Annotated in this window: 9 protein-coding genes and 2 pseudogenes; 10 read left to right on the top strand and 1 reads right to left on the bottom strand. The window is 56.0% G+C overall.

Translation table 11 applies throughout. From position 1 onward, the window contains the following. Both B157_RS40520 and B157_RS40515 read left to right on the top strand, forming a co-directional pair. Nucleotides 1-1,716: pseudogene (locus B157_RS40520) on the top strand (beta strand repeat-containing protein); the annotation flags it as partial. 789 nt (nucleotides 1,717-2,505) lie between these two features. Beyond that, nucleotides 2,506-4,734 (top strand): annotated as a pseudogene (locus B157_RS40515) (putative Ig domain-containing protein); the annotation flags it as partial. A gap of 622 nt (nucleotides 4,735-5,356) precedes the next feature. Here the strand turns inward: B157_RS40515 and B157_RS0113870 are convergent. Further along, nucleotides 5,357-6,094 carry an IclR family transcriptional regulator gene (locus tag B157_RS0113870; RefSeq protein WP_020603918.1) on the bottom strand — a complete coding sequence of 246 codons (738 nt, stop codon included), beginning with the start codon at nucleotides 6,092-6,094 and terminating at the stop codon, nucleotides 5,357-5,359. 254 nt (nucleotides 6,095-6,348) lie between these two features. Between B157_RS0113870 and B157_RS0113865 the strand changes: the two genes are divergently transcribed. From B157_RS0113865 to B157_RS0113830, 8 genes are all read left to right on the top strand, one after another. Next, complete coding sequence (locus tag B157_RS0113865; protein ID WP_020603917.1) at nucleotides 6,349-9,405, top strand: SusC/RagA family TonB-linked outer membrane protein; 3,057 nt, start codon at nucleotides 6,349-6,351, stop codon at nucleotides 9,403-9,405. 13 nt (nucleotides 9,406-9,418) lie between these two features. After that, nucleotides 9,419-11,125 carry a RagB/SusD family nutrient uptake outer membrane protein gene (locus B157_RS0113860; protein WP_020603916.1) on the top strand — a complete coding sequence of 569 codons (1,707 nt, stop codon included), beginning with the start codon at nucleotides 9,419-9,421 and terminating at the stop codon, nucleotides 11,123-11,125. Nucleotides 11,126-11,262: 137 nt separating this feature from the next. Further along, entirely contained in the window at nucleotides 11,263-12,666 is a 1,404-nt protein-coding gene (locus tag B157_RS0113855; protein WP_020603915.1) for a GH39 family glycosyl hydrolase, read from the top strand. Between the two features lie 17 nt (nucleotides 12,667-12,683). Continuing rightward, nucleotides 12,684-14,141: a right-handed parallel beta-helix repeat-containing protein gene (locus B157_RS0113850; RefSeq protein ID WP_020603914.1), complete on the top strand. Its 1,458-nt coding sequence runs from the start codon at nucleotides 12,684-12,686 to the stop codon at nucleotides 14,139-14,141. A gap of 11 nt (nucleotides 14,142-14,152) precedes the next feature. Then, entirely contained in the window at nucleotides 14,153-15,616 is a 1,464-nt protein-coding gene (locus B157_RS0113845; protein ID WP_020603913.1) for a GH39 family glycosyl hydrolase, read from the top strand. After that, on the top strand, nucleotides 15,613-17,277 hold the full coding sequence (locus B157_RS0113840) for a sodium:solute symporter family transporter (protein WP_020603912.1): 1,665 nt from the start codon (nucleotides 15,613-15,615) through the stop codon (nucleotides 17,275-17,277). Before B157_RS0113845 ends, B157_RS0113840 begins: the two co-directional genes overlap by 4 nt. Further along, nucleotides 17,274-18,686, top strand: a complete 1,413-nt coding sequence (uxaC, locus tag B157_RS0113835) for a glucuronate isomerase (protein WP_020603911.1) — start codon at nucleotides 17,274-17,276, stop codon at nucleotides 18,684-18,686. Before B157_RS0113840 ends, uxaC begins: the two co-directional genes overlap by 4 nt. Next, entirely contained in the window at nucleotides 18,679-19,515 is an 837-nt protein-coding gene (locus tag B157_RS0113830) for an SDR family oxidoreductase (RefSeq protein ID WP_020603910.1), read from the top strand. Before uxaC ends, B157_RS0113830 begins: the two co-directional genes overlap by 8 nt. The last annotated feature ends 18 nt before the right edge of the window (nucleotides 19,516-19,533 follow it).

Raw genomic sequence — 19,533 nt, 5'->3', positions numbered from 1 at the left:
GTGGATGGGGATGGCGACCTGGACTTCTTAGTTGCTAATCAGAACAGTGCCAGTGTGAGTGTGCGCTTGAATGACGGCAGTGGTAACTTCAGTGGTGGCTCCAATATAGGGGTGGGCACTAGTCCTTATAGTGTAGCAGTGGGGGATGTGGATGGAGATGGCGACATGGATATCTTAGCAGCTAATAATAACTCTAACACGGTGAGTGTGCGGCTCAATCAACTACCACCCCCTACCATCACCGGCTTTGCCGCCGTGGACAACACGGTGTGCGTGGGTAGTCCCATCAGCTTTACCGCCACGGTAAGCAACGTGACGGGCGCCTACGCCTTTACCCTCTCCAACGGCAGTAGTACCACCATGGGCAGCGCTAGCGGCTCGGCCTTCAGCCAGAGCCTGACGGCCAGCGGCAATGGCCCCCAGAACTTCACCCTGAGCGTGGGCGACAACGGCTTCCAGGCCATGGCCCAGACTTCGGTGACGGTCAATGCCCTGCCCCTGGCGGGCCTGACCAACAACGGTCCGTTGACCTGTGCCCAGACGTCCGTCACCCTGACGGCCTCAGGGGGCAGTTCCTACACCTTCAGCGTGGGGGCTACCCAGATCGGCACCAGCAACCGGGCCACCATAAGCAGTGCGGGCAGCTACTCGGTGAGCGTGGGCGACGCCAACGGCTGCGTGAGCACCACCAATACAACGGTGATGAGCAACACCGCCGTGGTGACGGTAAGCAACCCCACCACCAGCACGGCTACCATCAACACGCCCTTCAGCCAGAGCTTCACCGCCAGTGGTGGAGTGGCTCCTTATACCTACAGCCTGGCCAGCGGCAGTCTGCCCCCGGGCCTGAGCCTGAGCACGGCCGGGGTGCTATCGGGCACTCCCACCCAAGGGGGCAGCTTCACGCTGGTAGTGCGGGGGCAGGATGCTAACGGCTGCGCTGACTTAGGACCCGCCTACATCCTGACAGTCAACGCCACGCCTACCATCACGGGCTTTGCGGCTGTGGACAACAGCGTCTGCGTGGGTAGTCCCATCAGCTTTACCGCCACGGTAGGCAACGTGACGGGGGCTTACGCCTTTACCCTCTCCAACGGCACCAGCCCCCTGAGTGGCACGGCCACGGGCACGGCTTTCAGTCAGGTACTGACGGCCAGTGGCAGCGGCACCCAGAGCTTCACGCTCACGATAGGTGACAACGGTTTCCAGGCCACGGCACAGACTACCGTGACAGTCAACTCCCTGCCCATCGCGGGCCTGACCAACAACGGTCCGTTGACCTGTGCCCAGACCTCCGTCACCCTGACGGCCTCGGGGGGCAGCTCCTACACCTTCACCAACGGCAGCGGTCAAGTGTTGGCCGGCAGCGGCAACACCCGGATGGTGAGCAGCGCGGGTAGCTACTCGGTGACGGTGGGCGACGCCAGTGGCTGCGTGAGCACCACCAGCACCACGGTGCTGAGCAATACGGCGGTGGTGATGGTGAATAACCCTGCCACCAGTGCGGCCACCATCAATATGCCTTTCAGCCAGAGCTTCACCGCCAGTGGCGGAGTGGCTCCTTATACCTACAGTCTGGCCAGCGGCAGCTTGCCTGCGGGCCTGAGCCTGAGCACGGCCGGGGTGCTATCGGGCACGCCTAGCCAGGGCGGCAGCTTCACGCTGGTGGTACGGGGGCAGGATGCCAACGGCTGCGCTGACTTAGGACCCGCCTACATCCTGACAGTCAACGCCACGCCTACCATCGCGGGCTTTGCGGCTGTGGACAACACGGTGTGCGTGGGTAGTCCCATCAGCTTTACCGCCACGGTAGGCAACGTGACGGGCACCTACGCCTTTACCCTCTCCAACGGCACGAGTCCCCTGAGTGGNACGGCCACGGGCACGGCCTTCAGCCGGAGCCTGGTGGCCAGCGGCAATGGGCCTCAGAACTTCACCCTGACAGTGGGTGACAACGGTTTCCAGGCCACGGCACAGACTACCGTGACAGTCAACTCCCTGCCCATCGCGGGCCTGACCAACAATGCCCCCCTGACCTGTGCCCAGACCTCCGTCACGCTGACAGCCTCAGGAGGCAGTTCCTACACCTTCACCAGTCCGGCCGGCAGCGTGCTGGCCGGCAGCGGCAACACCCGTACCGTGAGCAGTCCGGGCAGCTACTCGGTCACCGTCAGCGACGCCAACGGCTGCGTGAGCACCACCAGCACGACGGTGAGTCAGGACAACTCCGTGCCCCCGGCCAGTCTGTTTAGTTCGGGCACGCTTACCTGCGCCACCACCAGCGTGACCCTAACGGCCAACACCGGGGCAGGGTTGAGCTACCGCTTTAGCAGCGGAGCCACTCAGATCGGCTCAACCAACCAGGCTACGGTCAGCAGCTCGGGTACCTACTCGGTGACGGTAACGGGGACCAACGGCTGTTCGGCTACGGCCCAGACCACCGTCACAGGGGATCAATCGGTGCCCACGGCAAGTCTGACTAACAACGGTCCCATCACCTGCTCTATGACCAGCGTGACGCTGACCGCTTCGGGTGGCACCAGCTACCGCTTCAGCAGCGGGGCTACCCAGATTGGGTCAAGTAATCAGGCTACCGTCACCACCGGCGGCCTCTACTCGGTCACCGTCACCAACGCCGGCAACGGTTGTTCGGGCGTGGCCAGCACCAACGTCAGTTCCAGTACGGCCCTGCCCACGGCGACCATCAGCGGCAATACGACCGTCACCAGCGGGGGCTCGACCACGCTCACCGCATCGGGGGGCACCTCCCAGACCTGGTCCACCGGACAAACTACCCCCAGCATCATCGTTATGGCGGGAACCTACTCGGTGACCGTCACCAACGCCAGCGGCTGTAGCAGTTCCACCAGCGTGACCGTTAGCACCGTCAATTCGGCCCCGGTGGCCACGGCCAACGCCAACCAGACGGCCACCGTGGGCGTGCCCTTCGCTTATACGGTCAACGCCTTCACCGATGCCGACACGCCCAATCAGCTCACCTACAGCGCCAGCATTAATCCGGCCAATGGGTTTAGTTTCGATCCTAACAGTCGTGTTATTTCGGGCACACCTTCCATGAGTGGGGTGAGCAACGTGACTGTCACGGCCACCGACCCGGGGTCACTATCCGCCAGTACCAGCTTTACCATTACGGTAAACCCGCCCCCGCCAACGCCGGTCTTCAGCATCACGAGTGTCACGACGGTGAGTTGTCAGGTGCTTTCGGCCGGGCAGCGCCGGGTCACCTTCAACCCCCGCTACGCCGGGCTGGATGGTAGTCCGGTGAGCTTCTCGGTGGTCAACGAAATGCTGCCGACGACGAATCCGGGGCCTTACACGCTGAACCTGTACACCGACAATTCGGTCATCACCCTACAGGCACGGCAGAGCGGGGCCTCCACCAGCTTCGCCTACAACTGGCTCTCGGCCTGTAGCTCCTCGACGGCCAATACTCCTCCCACGGTAGCGAATCCGGTGCCACCCCAGTCGGCCACGGTGGGAGTGAGTTACACGCTCTCACTGGCCAATGTGTTCACCGATGCCGAAACGCCCAATGGCCTGGTGTTGTCGGTAACGGGTCTGCCCGCGGGGCTGAACTTCGTGGCTCCCTCGACCATCTCGGGCACGCCCTCGATGTCGGGTGTCTCGACAGTGACGGTGACGGCGACTGATCCGGGTAGCATGAGTGCCAGCACCAGTTTCACCATCACGGTGAGTCCGGCCGCCGGTACGCCACCCCCGCCAACGGGCACCTTCAGCATCACCAGCGTGCAGACCATCAGCTGCCAGGTGCTCTCAGCGGGTCAGCGCCGGTTGACCTTCAATCCGCAGTACGCGGGCCTGAACGGAGCCCCGGTGAGTTTCTCGGTGGTCAACGAACTGGCCCCCACTACCAACCCCGGCCCCTACAGTCTGGACCTGTACACGGATAACCCGGTTATCACCCTGAGAGCGGTGCAGAGCGGCATCAGCAGCAGCTTTGCCTACAACTGGCTGTCGGCCTGTAGTTCCTCGACGGCTAACACCCCGCCCACGGTGGCCAATCCGGTGTCGCCCCAGTCGGCTACGGTGGGTGTGGGCTACACCCTGTCTTTAGCGAATGTGTTCACCGATGCCGAAACGCCCAACCAGTTAACCTTATCCGTTTCGGGCTTACCCGCGGGCCTGAACTTCGTGGCTCCTTCGACCATCTCGGGTACACCGTCGATGAGTGGGGTGAGCACCGTGACAGTAACGGCCACTGATCCGGGTAGTATGAGTGCCAGCACCAGCTTCACTATTACGGTGAATCCAGCGGGCGCTACGCCACCACCAAGTGGCCCCTTCAGCATCACGGGCGTGCAGACCATCAGCTGCGAAGTGCTTTCGGCGGGTCAGCGTCGGGTGAACTTCAATCCGCAGTATGCGGGTCTGGATGGTAGTCCGGTGAGTTTCTCGGTGGTCAATGAGATGCTGCCCACGACGAGTCCGGGTCCGTACGTACTGAATCTGTACACCGACAATCCAGTCATCAGTCTGCGGGCGGTGCAGAGCGGGGTGAGCAGTAGTTTCAGCTACGGCTGGCTGGCGGCCTGTAATCCGGGTGCACGGCTGGGTGTCAGTCCCGAAGTACCGCTGAAGGTTGTGGTACTGGGTAATCCTGTGGTGAGTCAAACGGTCGAAGTGGAGGTGTGGGGCGCCCAGGGCCAACCGCTGCGACTGCACCTGACCGACGAACGGGGTCACCTGGTGAGTGAGCAGTCGGTTGGAGAAGCCGGGATGGTGGAGCGTCAGACGCTCAACCTGGGCCAGACCCCGGCAGGAGTGCTGCTACTGCGGGTGAGTACGTTCACCCAAAGCCTGACACTCAAGCTGCTCAAAGTAGAGTAGGTCTGGTTCTTCACCAGAGTGGTTCACAAAAAAAGCCGCGTTCCTCCAAGGGAGCGCGGCTTCATTGTTGGTAGGATGCTAAACTGGGATGGCTACGGACACCGGGAGACATGGCGGTTTTAGCGTTGTATGTGGGTAGGTCCGTAATGTGCGCGGTAGTCCCCGAGGCCCGATAGGATTTGGAGGATTTTGTGGACGATTTTTTGATGGCTGTTAGTAATACAACCCATTCATTGATAACAAAATAACGAGTTCATTAAATAGCATAAGTTACCCTTTTATTGGCCGAAATCAGCCGGTTGAGTAGGAGGGGAGCGTGTACGGAAATAAACATTGATGTCACATAAGGAAAATGCTCCGCAACATCCACCAGAAGCTTTGTGAGGGTGTTTTGAGCTATTTATTGCCTATATGAAGCTGACCAGTACTGTACGCCGAAAATCACTACAATTTCTCGGAACGGCGGTTCAGGCAAATTACTTGACTATCATCCAAGTCGTGCTGAAACTTCAGTAGCTGCTCTTTGCAAGGCTGTAATTATTTCCTGCTCTTTTGATCTTGAACAGCGGAATTCCGGCAGAAAAACGCTGAGTCCAGCCACAACCCCGCCCTTCGCCCAAACCGGGACAGCATACCCTTTTACGTGCCTGTCTTTGTGGTCAGTAAAGACGATGCCTTCCCGTTTAATGCTCTCCAACTGCATTTTCAGGACTTCAGTGGTAATTACTCCCGGCCACAAAGCCTCCGTCGGTAATCCATTCAGGTCAATGAATCTTTTCAGTTCGCCCGGATTTAAGTACGCGATTAAAAGCCGCCCGCTTGCTGTATCATACACGTTACGTTCCGAATGAACCTGCACCTGAATATCGTGCCGGGAATTGACTACGTTCAGCGTGTAGCGTTTGTTGTTCCGCAAAACCCCCAGAATGCAGGACTCGCCTAACAAGGTTGTAAGCCGCTCCATTACATCCTGCGATGCACTGATGAGTTCCTGTCCGTAGGCGTTCTGATTGGTTAGCTGGAAGGCGGCTGGCCCCAGCCGATACCCTTTCTTGGTGCCTATGTGTTCCAGATACCCTTTGTGGACGAGCGTCTGGATGATGTTGGCAACCGTCGACTGGTTCAACGTCAGCTTCTCGGAAATTTCCGTGAGTGTAAGCGCGTCTCCCCGACGCTCGGCAACCAGTTCTATGATGTCGAATCCCCGAATAATCACCTGTACCATATTCTGAAATGGCTTCTGCGTTTTACTGTATCAATATGAGAGTAAATGTATGACTATTTTGCCTAACTACATCAATGTTGTGGTAAATCAGTAAATGGCAACATGATATGAAAAATATTTTTTACTGTAATAGATTGATTAATAGAATTTTATAAAAGTTAGTCTCTGATTATTGCAACTTTATTTGCTATTTATTATATCACTCTATAATATTGTATCGTGGTAGTATTAAATATCATTGTTGTAGTAAAACTATGAAAAAGAAATACGAAGGATTCAAATGGGGGCTGGTTTGGGCATTGATGTTGCTCATTCCGGGTATCTCGCTGGCGCAGGTTGTCAGCGGCAAAGTAACCGACGAAACCGGTGGGGGCCTGCCCGGAGTAAGCGTGGTGTTAAAAGGTACGACTACAGGCACCACCACTGATGTTTATGGGCAGTACAAAGTTTCGGCATCTCCCACGAACACGCTGATTTTTTCGTTTGTCGGCTACGGAACCAGGGAGGTACTGGTCGGTAATCAGACGACTATTAACACCGTTCTGGCGCCGGACGACAAAACCCTCAACGAGGTGGTTGTTGTTGGCTACGGCACCCAGCAACGCAAAGACCTGACAGGCGCTATCGCATCGGCCAACCTGGTGGCGTTCAAAGAATCGCCGAACGTGAGCATTCTCCAGTCGCTGAAGGGATCACTGCCGGGCCTGACCATCGGCCAGACCAACCGGGCGGGCGACGAAGCCGCCATCAACATTCGTGGCACCTCGACGCTTAACGGCAACACCGCCCCCCTCATTATTGTGGACGGGCTTATCTTCAATGGGCGGCTGTCGGACATCAACCCCGCCGACGTAGCCAGCGTCGATGTACTTAAAGACCCCAGCAGTAAGGCTATTTATGGGTCACAGGCGGCCAACGGGGTTATTCTGGTGACTACCAAAACAGGCCGGGCTTCAACCAAACCAACCATTACCTATTCGGGCAGTTATGCTTCGTCATCGCCTACCGTGAATGCGAAACTGCTGCGCCGGGATGCGTTCCTGGAGAAAATTCGGGACATCAACTACCTGAAGGCCTTCACGAAAGAGTCGGGTTATACCCAGCCGGACCCCGCCTGGACGTTCGCCAACTCCGAACTGTTTCCCATTTCGCTGGCTGGCGTTGCCGCCGGTAACGACTTCGACTGGTATGGCGGCCTGACCCAGAATGGCTCCATTCAGAGCCATAACGTAAGCATTTCGGGGGGGGCGGATAAGACCAACTACTTCATGTCGGGCGGGTACACGAAGGAGAAAGGCTTTATTAAAAACGACGATTACGCCCGCTATACCCTGCGTATTAACCTGGATACCGAGGTGACGAAGTGGCTTACTATTGGAGCCAACACATCAGGGGCATTTACTAATTTCTTTAAAGACTCGCCCGATATGAACTCCATCGTGGGCACCAATCCGCTGGTACTGCCCCGCGATGCCGGCGGAAACTATATCATCAATCCGATTGGCGATTTCAATGTCAACCCGTATCTGTCCGCCGAAAACGACCGTTACGAAGTGCAGAACCGGCTGGTGGGCAACTTCTACGGTATCGTGCGGATTCCGGCCCTGCCGGGGTTCAGCTACCGGGTTAATTTCGGCAACAACCTGAAGTTTTTCAAGAACTATGCCTCCAGCATCTACGGGGCTGGCCAAACGGGGTCGGCATCCAAAAACGATGCCACGCAGTATGACCAGACGCTGGATAACATCCTGAACTACACCCACAGTTTTGGCAAACACAGTCTCAACGCCACAGCCGTGTATGGCTACAATGCTTCCCAGTATAACAACACGGCCGCGTCGGGTACGCAGTTTTCGGACTTGAACCTGTCCTATAACAGCCTGCAGCAGGCTGAAATACAAAAAATATCCTCGTCAGCCTGGAAAGAGGTTTTGCTTTACCAACTCGCCAGCGTATCGTATAACTACGGCGGCCGGTATCTCGTCAAAGCCACCGTTCGGCGGGATGGATTCAGCGGCTTCTCGGCCAATAACAAAACGGGCATTTTCCCATCGGTGGGTCTGGGCTGGGTCATTTCAGAAGAAAAATTCTTCAAAGTCCCCGGCATTGACTTCCTGAAACTCCGGGGCAGCTACGGCGAAAACGGCAACAAGGTGGCCCGGTACAGTTCGCTGGCGCAGGTGGCAGCGGTCGACGCATCGAAGTACGTCTACGGTGATGGCGGGCTGACGGCCATTGGTAGGTCGGTGTCGACGCTGGGCAACAACGACCTGAAGTGGGAACGCACGCGGGGTATTAACGTCGGGGTTGACTTTGCCATTCTCAACAACCGCGTCGACGGTAACATCGAGTATTACAACTCCAATACGAAGGATTTGCTGTGGCAAAAAACGCTGCCGCAAACGTCGGGCTTCGCTAATGTGTTCACCAACCTGGGCCAGCTTAACAACACCGGCTTTGAGTTTATGCTGCATGCACAGCCCGTGCGAACCAAAAACCTGAGCTGGAACGTAACCGTCAACTTTGCCCGCAACCGCAACAAAGTGGTCACGATTCTGGGCGAAGACAAAAACAACGACGGCGTAGAAGATGACCTCGTGGCAAGTGGCCTGTTCATTGGCAAACCCATCGGCACTGTTTACGACTACAAGGTGCAGGGTATCTACCAGTTGAACGACGAGAAACTGGTGGGCTTCCTGCCGGGTACGTACCGCATCGAAGACGTGAACGGAGACGGCAAAATCACGGTTGCCGACGACCGGCAGTTTCTGGGAAACACCGAACCGGCGTATTCGTTCGGGATTCAGAATACGGTTTCCTACGGGCAGTTTACGCTGCGGGCGTTTATCAACTCCATTCAGGGCGGTAAAAACAGCTACCTGAGCGCCAACTTTCCCTACGCCTACAACGGCACGACCGGACAGGCCACCAACGCCAACTGGTTCGATTTCACGGATTTCTGGTCGCCCCGCAACCCTAATGGCCGCTACCCCAACCCGTGGTTGTCTACGCCCGCCGGGGGGCGCGAGTACGTGCAGCGCAATTTCGTGCGGCTACAGGATATCTCGCTGTCATACAGCCTGACCGATCAGGTAGCCAAAAAAATCGGGGCGGCCAATTGCAAAGTATTCGTGAGCGGCAAAAACCTGCTGACGTTCACCAAATGGCAGGGCTGGGACCCCGAAACAAACACCACCCTCTACCCAGTCGGTGGGCCGTCGGGTGGCATCAACACCGCCTTCGGCGTTACGTCGATCAATGCCTTCCCGGTCATGAAATCGTATTCTGTTGGACTCGACATCACCTTTTAATTCCTGAAACGCCATGAAAACCAATATAGTAAAAATAATCCTTCTGGCCGCTGTCCTATTGTTTCAGGCCGGGTGTAAAGAAGACGAGTTTCTGAAAGAAGTGCCGCTGGATTTTTACAGCCCCGAAAATTCGTTCATTACCGAAGGTAACTTTACGGCTGCCCTCACCGATTTATACGCCCGCGTCCGGGCCATTCAGAGCGTGGATGGCGGGGCTAACCTGTACTCCGAAGTGCTGGGTACCGACGTGGCCCTGAACGCCCGCCTGGATCAGTCGCGGCTGGGCAACTACACTGTATCGCTTACGCCCCAGGGCGATATTCCGAATCAGCACTGGATTCGGTGGTACAAGATTATCTCGAACGCCAACACCATCATTGCGCGGGTAAACACCTCGGCCCTGACTGATGCCCAGAAGAAAGTCATCGGTGCAGAAGCTAAACTGTTCCGGGCCTATGCTTACTTCAAGTTAGTGCATCTGTACGGGGGCGTTCCGCTGATTCTCGATGAGATAAACACCCCCCAGAACAACTTTACGCGGGCTACGAAAGAGCAGATTCTCCAGCAGATTATTCTCGACGCAACCGATGCTGCTACCAATCTGCCCGCCATCGATGCGGTAAGAGACGGGAAACTCAGTAAGCCCGTAGCCAATCACGTGCTGGCGGAAACCTACCTTTCGCTTAAAGACTATGACAAAGCCATTGCGGCCGCCACGGAGGTTATCGAGAAGTCGAACCTGAAGCTGATGACCGACCGTTTCGGGAGCCTTCGATCACAGCCCGGCGATGTGTACTACGACCTGTTCCGGGTGGGCAACCAGAACCGCAAGTCGGGTAATACGGAGTCTATCTGGGTTATTCAGTACGAATTAGACGTAATTGGCGGGGCGCTGACCTCGGCGGGTAGTCCCCTGAACAACCTCGAACGGGTAGTCGCCCCGGCGGTTTTCTCTATCGTTGATCCGGGTGGCAAAGCCGCTCTGCTCGACAATTCATCGGCCTCGACGCTCAATAGCGGTGGGCGCGGGGTGTCCTTTGTACAGCCAACCAATTACTGGACGTATGACATCTGGGGGCTTGATCCCAAAATAGACAACCGGAAGCTGGATGCATTTGTCACCGACATCCGTACGTCGCCGTTCAACATTGTCCGGGATTTTGTGTATACCAACCCGGCTTCACCGACCTACCTAAATAAAAGCCTGATTGATTTCCCGGCCCCCAACTGGCTGTCGTCCTCCTGGCGTTGGTACCCGTACCCCTCAAAAGTGACCACCCCCGGTCAGCATCCGGTGGGCGTGGTACAGGACGCGGCCAAACAAACGCTAAAAACCAGTGCCGGGGCTACCTTCCGGGATATGTATCAGATCCGGCTACCCGAAACCATTCTGCTCCGGGCCGAAGCGTACCTGATGAAAGGCAATACGACCCAGGCCGCTGCCGACATCAACATAATCCGTAACCGGGCAAAGGCCAAGCCCGTAACCCCCGCCGAGGTCACGCTCGACTACATCCTGGATGAGCGGGCCAGGGAGTTGATATTCGAGGAAGACCGTCGTATAACGCTTTCGCGAATGGGCAAACTGGTAGAACGGGTGAAAAAATATAATCCGTTGAATGCGCCTAACATTCAGGATTTCCACGCCCTCTTCCCCATTCCGTTCTCCGAGATTCAGGCCAACACAGGTGCGAAACTGGAGCAGAATCCGGGGTATTGATTTGTAAGGTTACCGACGCATTGTAGAGACGCATATTTGCGTCTCACCGCCTAGACGCACTGCCGGATGGCTCTGATGTACTTGAATTGCTGACGCACCTGAGACGCAAGTATGCGTCTCTACAATGCTCAAACGCCATGAAAAACACCTTATTTCTTTTTTTGCTTCCAGTACTGGCAACCGCCCAATACCAGCCTACCTGGAAAGTAGTTGGCTCACTCAACACCCGCGATGCGAAGACCATTGCCGCCAGTACGTGGAGTATCGGGGCCGAAACGCTGGACCGGGATTATACGGATTACCAGTCGTACAAAACGTACCTGGGGCCGCTGGGTGCCAAACGAATCCGGTTGCAGGGCGGCTGGTCGAAGTGCGAAAAAGTAAAAGCGGAGGGCCGCCCCGGAGCCTATGACTGGGCATGGCTCGATGCAGTGATTCCTGATGCGGCCAGCCGGGGAGTAGCCCCCTGGGTTGAGCTCTCGTATGGCAATCCGATTTACGAAGGTGGGGGAGAGGCCAAGCTGGCGGGGCATATTCCCACCTCGCCCGAAGCCCTCACGGCCTGGGATAACTGGGTACGTGCCATTGTGACGCGTTACAAAAACCAGGTGCCCGAATGGGAAATCTGGAATGAACCCGACCTGAACAAAGAACATACCGGCACCGAAATCGCTCAGTTTTATATCCGTACAGCGCGGGTCGTGAAATCGGTGCAGCCCAACGCCCGGCTCATTGCGCTGGGTATGGCAAGCGTAACCAGACTTGATTTTACACGGGATTTTTACGATGTACTCAAACGCGAGAACGCGCTGGATTTGGTCGATGTAATGACCTATCACGGCTACGCGCCTAACCCCGATACGTCGTACCCCCAAATTGAAAAACTCCGCGAACTGGTCTGGTCATACAAGCCAGATGTAGTATTCATGCAGGGCGAAAACGGCGCACCGTCAACGGCCAAACCCATCGGTGCGCTGCGGCAGTTTGACTGGTCTGAACTGACCCAGGCCAAGTGGGACCTGCGCCGGATACTGGGCGATCATGGGCGCGGCATTGCTACCAACCTGTTTACCATCTCTGATATTCACTACGCAGCGGGCGATCATATGGTGGGTGTGAATACCAAGGGCATCCTGGAAACTAACCCCGACAAAACCATCAAGCGGCCCAAACTGGCTTACAAAGCCGCCCAACACGTATTCTCGCTCTTCGACGATCAGTTGGAAACGCAGTTGACTAGTAAGCCAACGCTCAATCAGGAAACGGTCAATGCGTTTGTGTATCGTCACAAAAAAAGCGGGGGTAGCTTAGTCACGCTGTGGAGTAAAGAAGCCCGGCCTGCTGAAGAATACAAGCCCAAACCCACGACTATTTCGGTTGAAGGCCAGTTTAGTCAACCCGTTTTTGTGGATTTGATATCGGGCAAGATTTATGAAATCCCGGAAAGCCAATGGTCGAAAGCGGGGGAAACTTATACGTTCACGTCCATTCCAGTGCCGGATTACCCAGTGTTGCTGGCCGACAAGGCTGCCCTGAACTGACGAACACACCTAAGCGTATGAGAACTGCCGTCTATTTCTGCCTGTGCTGGGCGTTGTTGCTCGTTGATGGAGCCTGTCAAAAACAGGCCGATAACGGCGTTATGCCAACACCGCCCGTTGTGACCCCGCCTGCTGCAGCAACGACCACCCCCGCTGTCTCGAACCTGGTCTTTTACGTATCCGGCACAACCGGTGACGACAGCCGCACCATCGAACAAGCCAAAAACGCGGCTACACCCTGGAAAACTATTCAGAAAGGAGTAAATGCCTTACCCGCCAGTGCTACGCTCATTATTGCGGGCGGGACGTACATCGAAAAAGTGAAAATTCCGGCTTCGGCCAGCGGCACGGCCACCGCGCCTACCCTCATCCGAAACAAACCGGGCGAAACGGTTATTCTCGACGGGCAGAATGTGGGTACTTCCTTTGAAAGTATCGTTGGTCTGAACGGCAACCAAAACCTAATTGTACGCGGGCTGAAAATCCAGAACGGATTCTGGTTTGGTTTCGCAGCAGAGGCCTCGACCAACATCAGTTTCGACAGTTGCAGTACGTTTAACACGCGGGCTTCGGGGATTTACGTCAAAACCACGTCACAGCTTACCATTAGCCGCAATAATGTCCGGAAAGCGTGTCAGGAGCCGGGGCGCGATGCCAACGGAAACGGGGCGCAGGAGTGCATTACCGTAGCCGGGGTGCAAAACTTTACCATCACCCAAAACGAAGTCTGGGATAGCGCCGTCGTGGGCGAAGGCGGTGAAGGCATCGACGCCAAGGGCGGTTCTTTCAACGGCGAAATCAGCGGCAACTACGTCCATGATTTAGCCGAACTTGGCATCTATGTCGATGCGGGCAGTAAAGAATCCTATACCATTCGGGTGCTTGGCAACCGGCTCGTCAGCACCAGTGGCCTGTCCGTTGCCGGTGAACTGGGCGGCCATGCCCGCGACATTTATTTTTATAACAATCTGGTGGTTAACAGCAAAAGCTCCAGCCTGACGTTCCAGTCGATTGGAAACGGCAAATTCACGAACGTGTATGTGGTGAATAACACCTTTTATAACAACGCTCAAAACGGTTTTGCGGGCGACGTATCGAATTTCAGTAAGAACACGGGCAACGGGAATCTGGTGATTCGGAATAACATTTTTTACAACAAGACCGCTAACTACCGCTACTCCATCTGGCACGATATAGCCGGCCCGCACGTCGTTGGCAACAACCTGTATTTTGATTTTAAGCCGAGTGCAAACGGGACTAACAGCTTCACCGCAACCAGCTTAACGAGTGCCGATATACAGGCCGACCCGCAGTTTGTGAACGCAGCGATCAGCGATTTCTCTCTGAAACTAACCTCGCCCGCCCTCAAAAAAGGCGTAATCGTCCTGGTGTCCGGTGCACCCCTGTTTACGACCGATTTTGCCGGTAAATTGAGGGGAGTGTCGGCCTGGGACATGGGGGCTTTTGCCAATTGACAAGAAAAAGCATGAGAAAACAGACGTTCATATTTCTGATTGCCGCGTTGACCACAATCAGCGCTTCGGGCCAATTTATCGACTCGTCTCCCGACCGGGTGAAAACGCCGTTGACGATTAGCTGGAAACGTATCGGTACGCTCAAACCCCGTTCGGCGAAGGACATTGCTTCATCGCGGATTACGGTGGGCTGCGAAACGCTGGACCGCGACTATACAGACTTCGACGCCTACAAGACGTACCTGCCTCCGCTGGGGGCCAAGAAAATCCGGCTTCAGGCGGGCTGGGCCAAGTGCGAAAAGGTGAAGGGTGTCTATGACTGGGCATGGCTCGACAACGTGATCGACTATGCCGTGGCCAACAAGATTGAACCCTGGCTCGAAACCTCGTATGGCAACCCGATTTACGAAGGTGGTGGTGGTACAAATCTGTTGAACAGCCTGATGACCTCGCCCGAAGGCTATGCCGCCTACGACCGCTGGGTGGAGGCAATGGTGACACGCTATAAAGACCGGGTGCGCGAGTGGGAAATCTGGAACGAACCCGATCACCCCATGCAGAAAATCACGCCCGAAACGATCGCCGAGCTGAATATCCGCACCGCCGACATTATAAAACGCATTCAGCCCGATGCCCGAATTGCCGGACTGGCCTTTGCCTCGCATTCAGATACCGAATATCTGGATCGTTTTCTAAAGGTTATCAGCGACAGGGGCAAGCTCAATCAGTTTGAGTGGATTTCATACCACAGCTACGACTTCCGGCCCGAAGGTTCTTACAAAGGGGTGATGGCGTTGAAAGCCGTGATTGAGAAATACTCCAAAACGCTGTTGCTACGGCAGGGCGAAAACGGCGCCCCGTCGGGCTACATTCCGAGCTTCGCCCTCGACAAATACTACTGGACAGAATACACGCAGGCTAAATATGACATACGCCGGTTACTGGGCGACCTGGGCCGCGACATCGAAACGTCGATCTTTACCATCATCGACATTCGGTACGCGTTTAATCAACCAGTGCTAAACATGAAAGGATTAATTCAGTCAGATTTAGACAAAACGGCCATCCGCCCGAAAGTGGCGTATTACGCCGTGCAGAACGTGACGTCGGTGTTCGACAATACGCTCGAACTGGTGCCGAACGCCAACCCGGCGACCACAGCCACTGAGTCAGTTTCTATTTTTCAGTATCACCGGAACGCCGGCCGGGAAAAAGCGGGAAAAAAGCAGGTCGTTACCGTTTGGTTAGACAGCAAAACACCCAACAACCTGTTTCAGACAACGCCCATCGACATCACCCTACAAACCGGTAATTTCGACAACCCGGTCTGGGTGGATATGCTAACGGGTCACGTCTATGAAATTCCGAAAAGTAGCTGGAGTAAATCCGACTCGACCTACACGTTTAAGGCAATTCCGGTGTACGATTCGCCGGTACTGATTGCCGATATATCGCTTTTAAACCTAACCAAATGACCTCACTCGCCACCCTCGATTACGTCGCCATTGTGCTGTACATGGTTCTCATGGCGGGAATCGGCTTGTTTTTTAAGTGGTACGTCAAAGACCTGGCCGCCTACACCAAAGGGTCGGGGGCGTTGCCCTGGGTGGCGGCTGGCATTAGCAACTTCATGGCTCTCTTCAGCACGTTCGTATTTGTGGCTTACGCGGGTATTGCCTACGAACACGGGCTGGTATCGGTTACGGTGCTGACGAGTACGGTACCGGCCTGCCTCATTGCAGGAGCCGTATTTGCCGGACGGTGGCGACGGTCCAACGTGGCCACGCCGGTCGAATACCTCGAAACCCGCTTCAATGCCACGCTGCGGCAAACGGTGGGCTGGGTCGGCATTCTGATGCGAATTCTCGATAACACGGTACGACTCTACGCCATCGGTATTTTTCTGAGTGCCGTAACGCCCCTGTCGCTGCCGATGGCCATGATTCTGTCGTCCGTTATCGTTATCGGGTTCTCGCTCTACGGCGGTTTGTGGGCGGTATCCATCATGGGCACAGTGCAGTTCGTTATCCTGCTGTTCATCTCGTTCATGCTCTTCTGGCTCTCGCTCGACTACGTGGGTGGCTTTTCGATCATCGCCCAGAAACTGCCGCAGCACGTCACCTGGTTCAACGGTCCCAAAGGCCAGTTTTTCTGGCTCAGCGTGTATTATGTCGTCATCATCATCAAATACAACGAAAACTGGACGCTCATTCAGCGATTTTATTCGGTGCGCGACGAAGGCGAAGCTCGCAAAGTCGGCTATCTGACGGCGGCTCTATTTCTGATTACGCCAATTATTTTTCTGGTGCCGCCCATCGTGAGCCGCATCATCATGCCCGACCTGCCCGACAAAGAAATGGCCTACGTTGCTATTTCAAGTATGCTACTGCCGCCCGGCCTGATGGGCGTGATGATTGCGTCGATGTTTGCGGCCACCATGTCGTCGCTCAATTCGGAGTATAACGTGGTGGCCAGCGTCCTCTCAACGGACGTGTACCAGCGGCTTATCAACAAACGGGCAACGGACAAACAACTGTTTCTGGTGGTGCGCATTGCGTCGGTGCTGGTGGGGCTGCTGGTGCTGCTGGGTTCCCTGTTCATCAGCGACATGGGCGGGGCGTTTGAAGCCAACAAGCTGTTTACCGGTATCTTCGCCATTCCCATCGGCATTCCGCTGGTGCTGGGCATCGTCAATAAAAAAGCCACCCCGCGCGGGGCCATGCTCACGGTTGTGGTGGGTGCGCTGACCGGTATCGTACTGAATGCCCTGCCCGGTTATTTTTCGTGGGAGCTGGCTACGACCATCGAAATCGCGGTGTGTCTGCTCATTTTCTTCGGTTCCGGTTTGCAACACTACGGCAATGCCGCTTATCTGGAGCGGGTACGGCTGTTTTTCGAGAAATTAACCACGCCCATCGCTGAGCAGGACAAGCCATCGGTCGATACCGGGTTCGGCAACGCGCTCAAATACTTGTACGCTATTTCGCTGCTGTTCGCTGCCGTACTGTTTATCGGGTTGGGTCTGCCGTACCGGAACTTGCTCAGCGGTGCGCTGTCCATTGCGTCGGGTATGGTGTGCCTGTTCATCGGTGCGGTCATCTGGTGGGCCATGCGTAAAAAAACTAACCCCGAATGACAACGACCATGCCTTTCATTCACGACAATTTTCTGCTCTATAACATAACGGGCCGTTCGCTGTACCACGATGTGGCGGCCCGACTGCCTATTGTCGATTTTCACAACCACATCGACCCCGCCATGGTGGCCGGGAACGCGCCGTTCCAGACCATTCAGGACGTTTGGGTGTCGGGCGACCCGTACAAGCACCGGGCCATGCGGATTTGCGGCATTCCCGAACGGCTCATCACCGGCGACGCACCCGCGTTCGAGAAGTTTGTGGCCTGGGCGAAATGCCTGACAAAGACCGTTGGCAATCCGCTGTTTCACTGGTCGTGCATGGAGTTACAGACCATTTTTGGGATTGACGAGTTGCTGACCGAATGCAATGCCGCCGACATCTGGGAACGGGCTAACGCACTGTTGGTGACCGAAGCGTTCCGACCACAGGCAATCCTGAAAAAGTTCGGTGTCGAACTCCTCTGTACTTCCGACGACCTCGCCGATTCGCTCGAACACCATCGGGCTATAGCCGACCAGAACGTACCGTTTCAGTGCCTGCCCTCGCTGCGGGGCGACAGTATCATCGCCGTTAATCAGCCCACGTTTCCGGCCTGGCTACCGAAAATAACGGAGCAAACCGGCGTGGACATTACTGATCTCGCGACGTTCAAGCAGGCGGTGGAAACCCGGCTCGATTTCTTCGTGGAATGCGGCTGTCTGCTGGCCGACCATTCGTTCGATGCTGGTTTTCGGTACGTGGCCACCGACGAAGCAACGGCCAGGAACCTACTCGACAACGTCCTGAACGGAGCCGCGTTGAGCAGTGAACAGACGGTTCAGTTGCAATCGTATTTGCTGCTGTTTCTGGGTCAGGCATACCACCATCGACGCTGGCGGATGCAATTGCACATTGGCGCGTTCCGTTACACGAGTTCACGGCTGCGGGCGCGGGTGGGGGGCGCGGGCGGGTTTGCCGCCATCGGCCAAACCGCTGATATAGCCTCCCTGAGCTGGTTTCTGGACGATCTGGACAAGACGGAAAGCCTGCCGAAAACGATTTTATACACGCTCAATCCCGCCGATAATGCCGCGTTTGCGTCGCTGACGGGTTCGTTTTCGGAGGATGGCGTAGTGGGCAAAATTCAGTTTGGCCCGGCCTGGTGGTACAACGATCATTACCTGGGCATTACCGAACAACTGACCACGCTGGCTAATTACGGACTCCTCAGCACGGCCATCGGAATGACCACCGATTCGCGGAGTATTTTCTCGATGACCCGCCACGACTACTACCGCCGGATTCTGTGCAACCTCGTGGGCAACTGGGTCGAGTCGGGGCAGTTACCAAACGACGACGAGCTGCTCAAAAACCTAATCAAAGACCTTTCGTACAACAACATAAAATACTGGCTGACTAATGAGTGATACAAGTAAAATAGCCGTTGTAACTGGCGCGGGCGGGACGCTCTGCTCCGAAATGGCGCGAAACCTGGCCGGGCAGGGCTATAAAGTTGCTCTGCTGGGACGTAGCATGGACAAACTACAACGGGTAGAGGCCGAGATAAAACAGGCGGGTGGCACCGCTATTTCCGTGGCTGCCGACGTGGCCGACGAAGCCTCCGTCAAAGCGGCTCATGCCGTTGTCAGCGAAGCGTTTGGCCCGTGTACGGTGCTGATTAACGGGGCGGGTGGTAATCAGATGGACGCGCTGACCAACACCACCGAATTTGACGAACGCGAACTGCTTGACGATGGGTCGGTGAAGGGTTTTTTCAACCTCAGTATGCCGGTGTTTCAGAGCGTTATCGACATCAACACGATGGGGACGGTGATACCGAGTTTCGTGTTTGGCCGCGATATGGCGGCTCAGAAGCGAGGGGTTATTATCAACATCGCGTCGATGAATAGCTACCGACCGCTGACTAAAGTGGGGGCGTATGGCATGGCTAAAGCCGGTATTGCCAACTTCACGCAGTGGCTGGCCGCGTATCTGGCCCCGGCGGGGGTGCGGGTCAATGCCATTGCGCCGGGCTTTTTCCTGAACGACCGCAGCCGCAAAATCATGTTCCACGAAGACGGCTCCCATACGCCCCGCGCCGAGAGCATCATGGGCCACACGCCCCAGAAACGCTTCGGCGAAGCGCCCGAACTGATTGGCTGCATGAACTGGCTCATCAGCGACGAAGCCGCCGGATTCGTCACGGGTATCGTAGTGCCGGTGGATGGTGGTTTCCTCGCCAGTTCGGGCGTGTAAAACAAAGACAACAACCTT

Source organism: Spirosoma spitsbergense DSM 19989, from assembly GCF_000374085.1.
Taxonomy (GTDB): Bacteria; Bacteroidota; Bacteroidia; order Cytophagales; family Spirosomataceae; genus Spirosoma; species Spirosoma spitsbergense.
The sequence above is the reverse complement of the archived record's forward strand: the minus strand, read 5'-3'. Positions and strand labels throughout refer to the sequence as shown.

What these genes read in the sequence shown, in the direction of transcription:
- B157_RS0113870 (WP_020603918.1), bottom strand. Translation starts at nt 6,094, where the DNA reads ATGGTACAGGTGATTATTCGGGGATTCGACATCATAGAACTGGTTGCC.
- B157_RS0113865 (WP_020603917.1), top strand. Translation starts at nt 6,349, where the DNA reads ATGAAAAAGAAATACGAAGGATTCAAATGGGGGCTGGTTTGGGCATTG.
- B157_RS0113860 (WP_020603916.1), top strand. Translation starts at nt 9,419, where the DNA reads ATGAAAACCAATATAGTAAAAATAATCCTTCTGGCCGCTGTCCTATTG.
- B157_RS0113855 (WP_020603915.1), top strand. Translation starts at nt 11,263, where the DNA reads ATGAAAAACACCTTATTTCTTTTTTTGCTTCCAGTACTGGCAACCGCC.
- B157_RS0113850 (WP_020603914.1), top strand. Translation starts at nt 12,684, where the DNA reads ATGAGAACTGCCGTCTATTTCTGCCTGTGCTGGGCGTTGTTGCTCGTT.
- B157_RS0113845 (WP_020603913.1), top strand. Translation starts at nt 14,153, where the DNA reads ATGAGAAAACAGACGTTCATATTTCTGATTGCCGCGTTGACCACAATC.
- B157_RS0113840 (WP_020603912.1), top strand. Translation starts at nt 15,613, where the DNA reads ATGACCTCACTCGCCACCCTCGATTACGTCGCCATTGTGCTGTACATG.
- uxaC (WP_020603911.1), top strand. Translation starts at nt 17,274, where the DNA reads ATGACAACGACCATGCCTTTCATTCACGACAATTTTCTGCTCTATAAC.
- B157_RS0113830 (WP_020603910.1), top strand. Translation starts at nt 18,679, where the DNA reads ATGAGTGATACAAGTAAAATAGCCGTTGTAACTGGCGCGGGCGGGACG.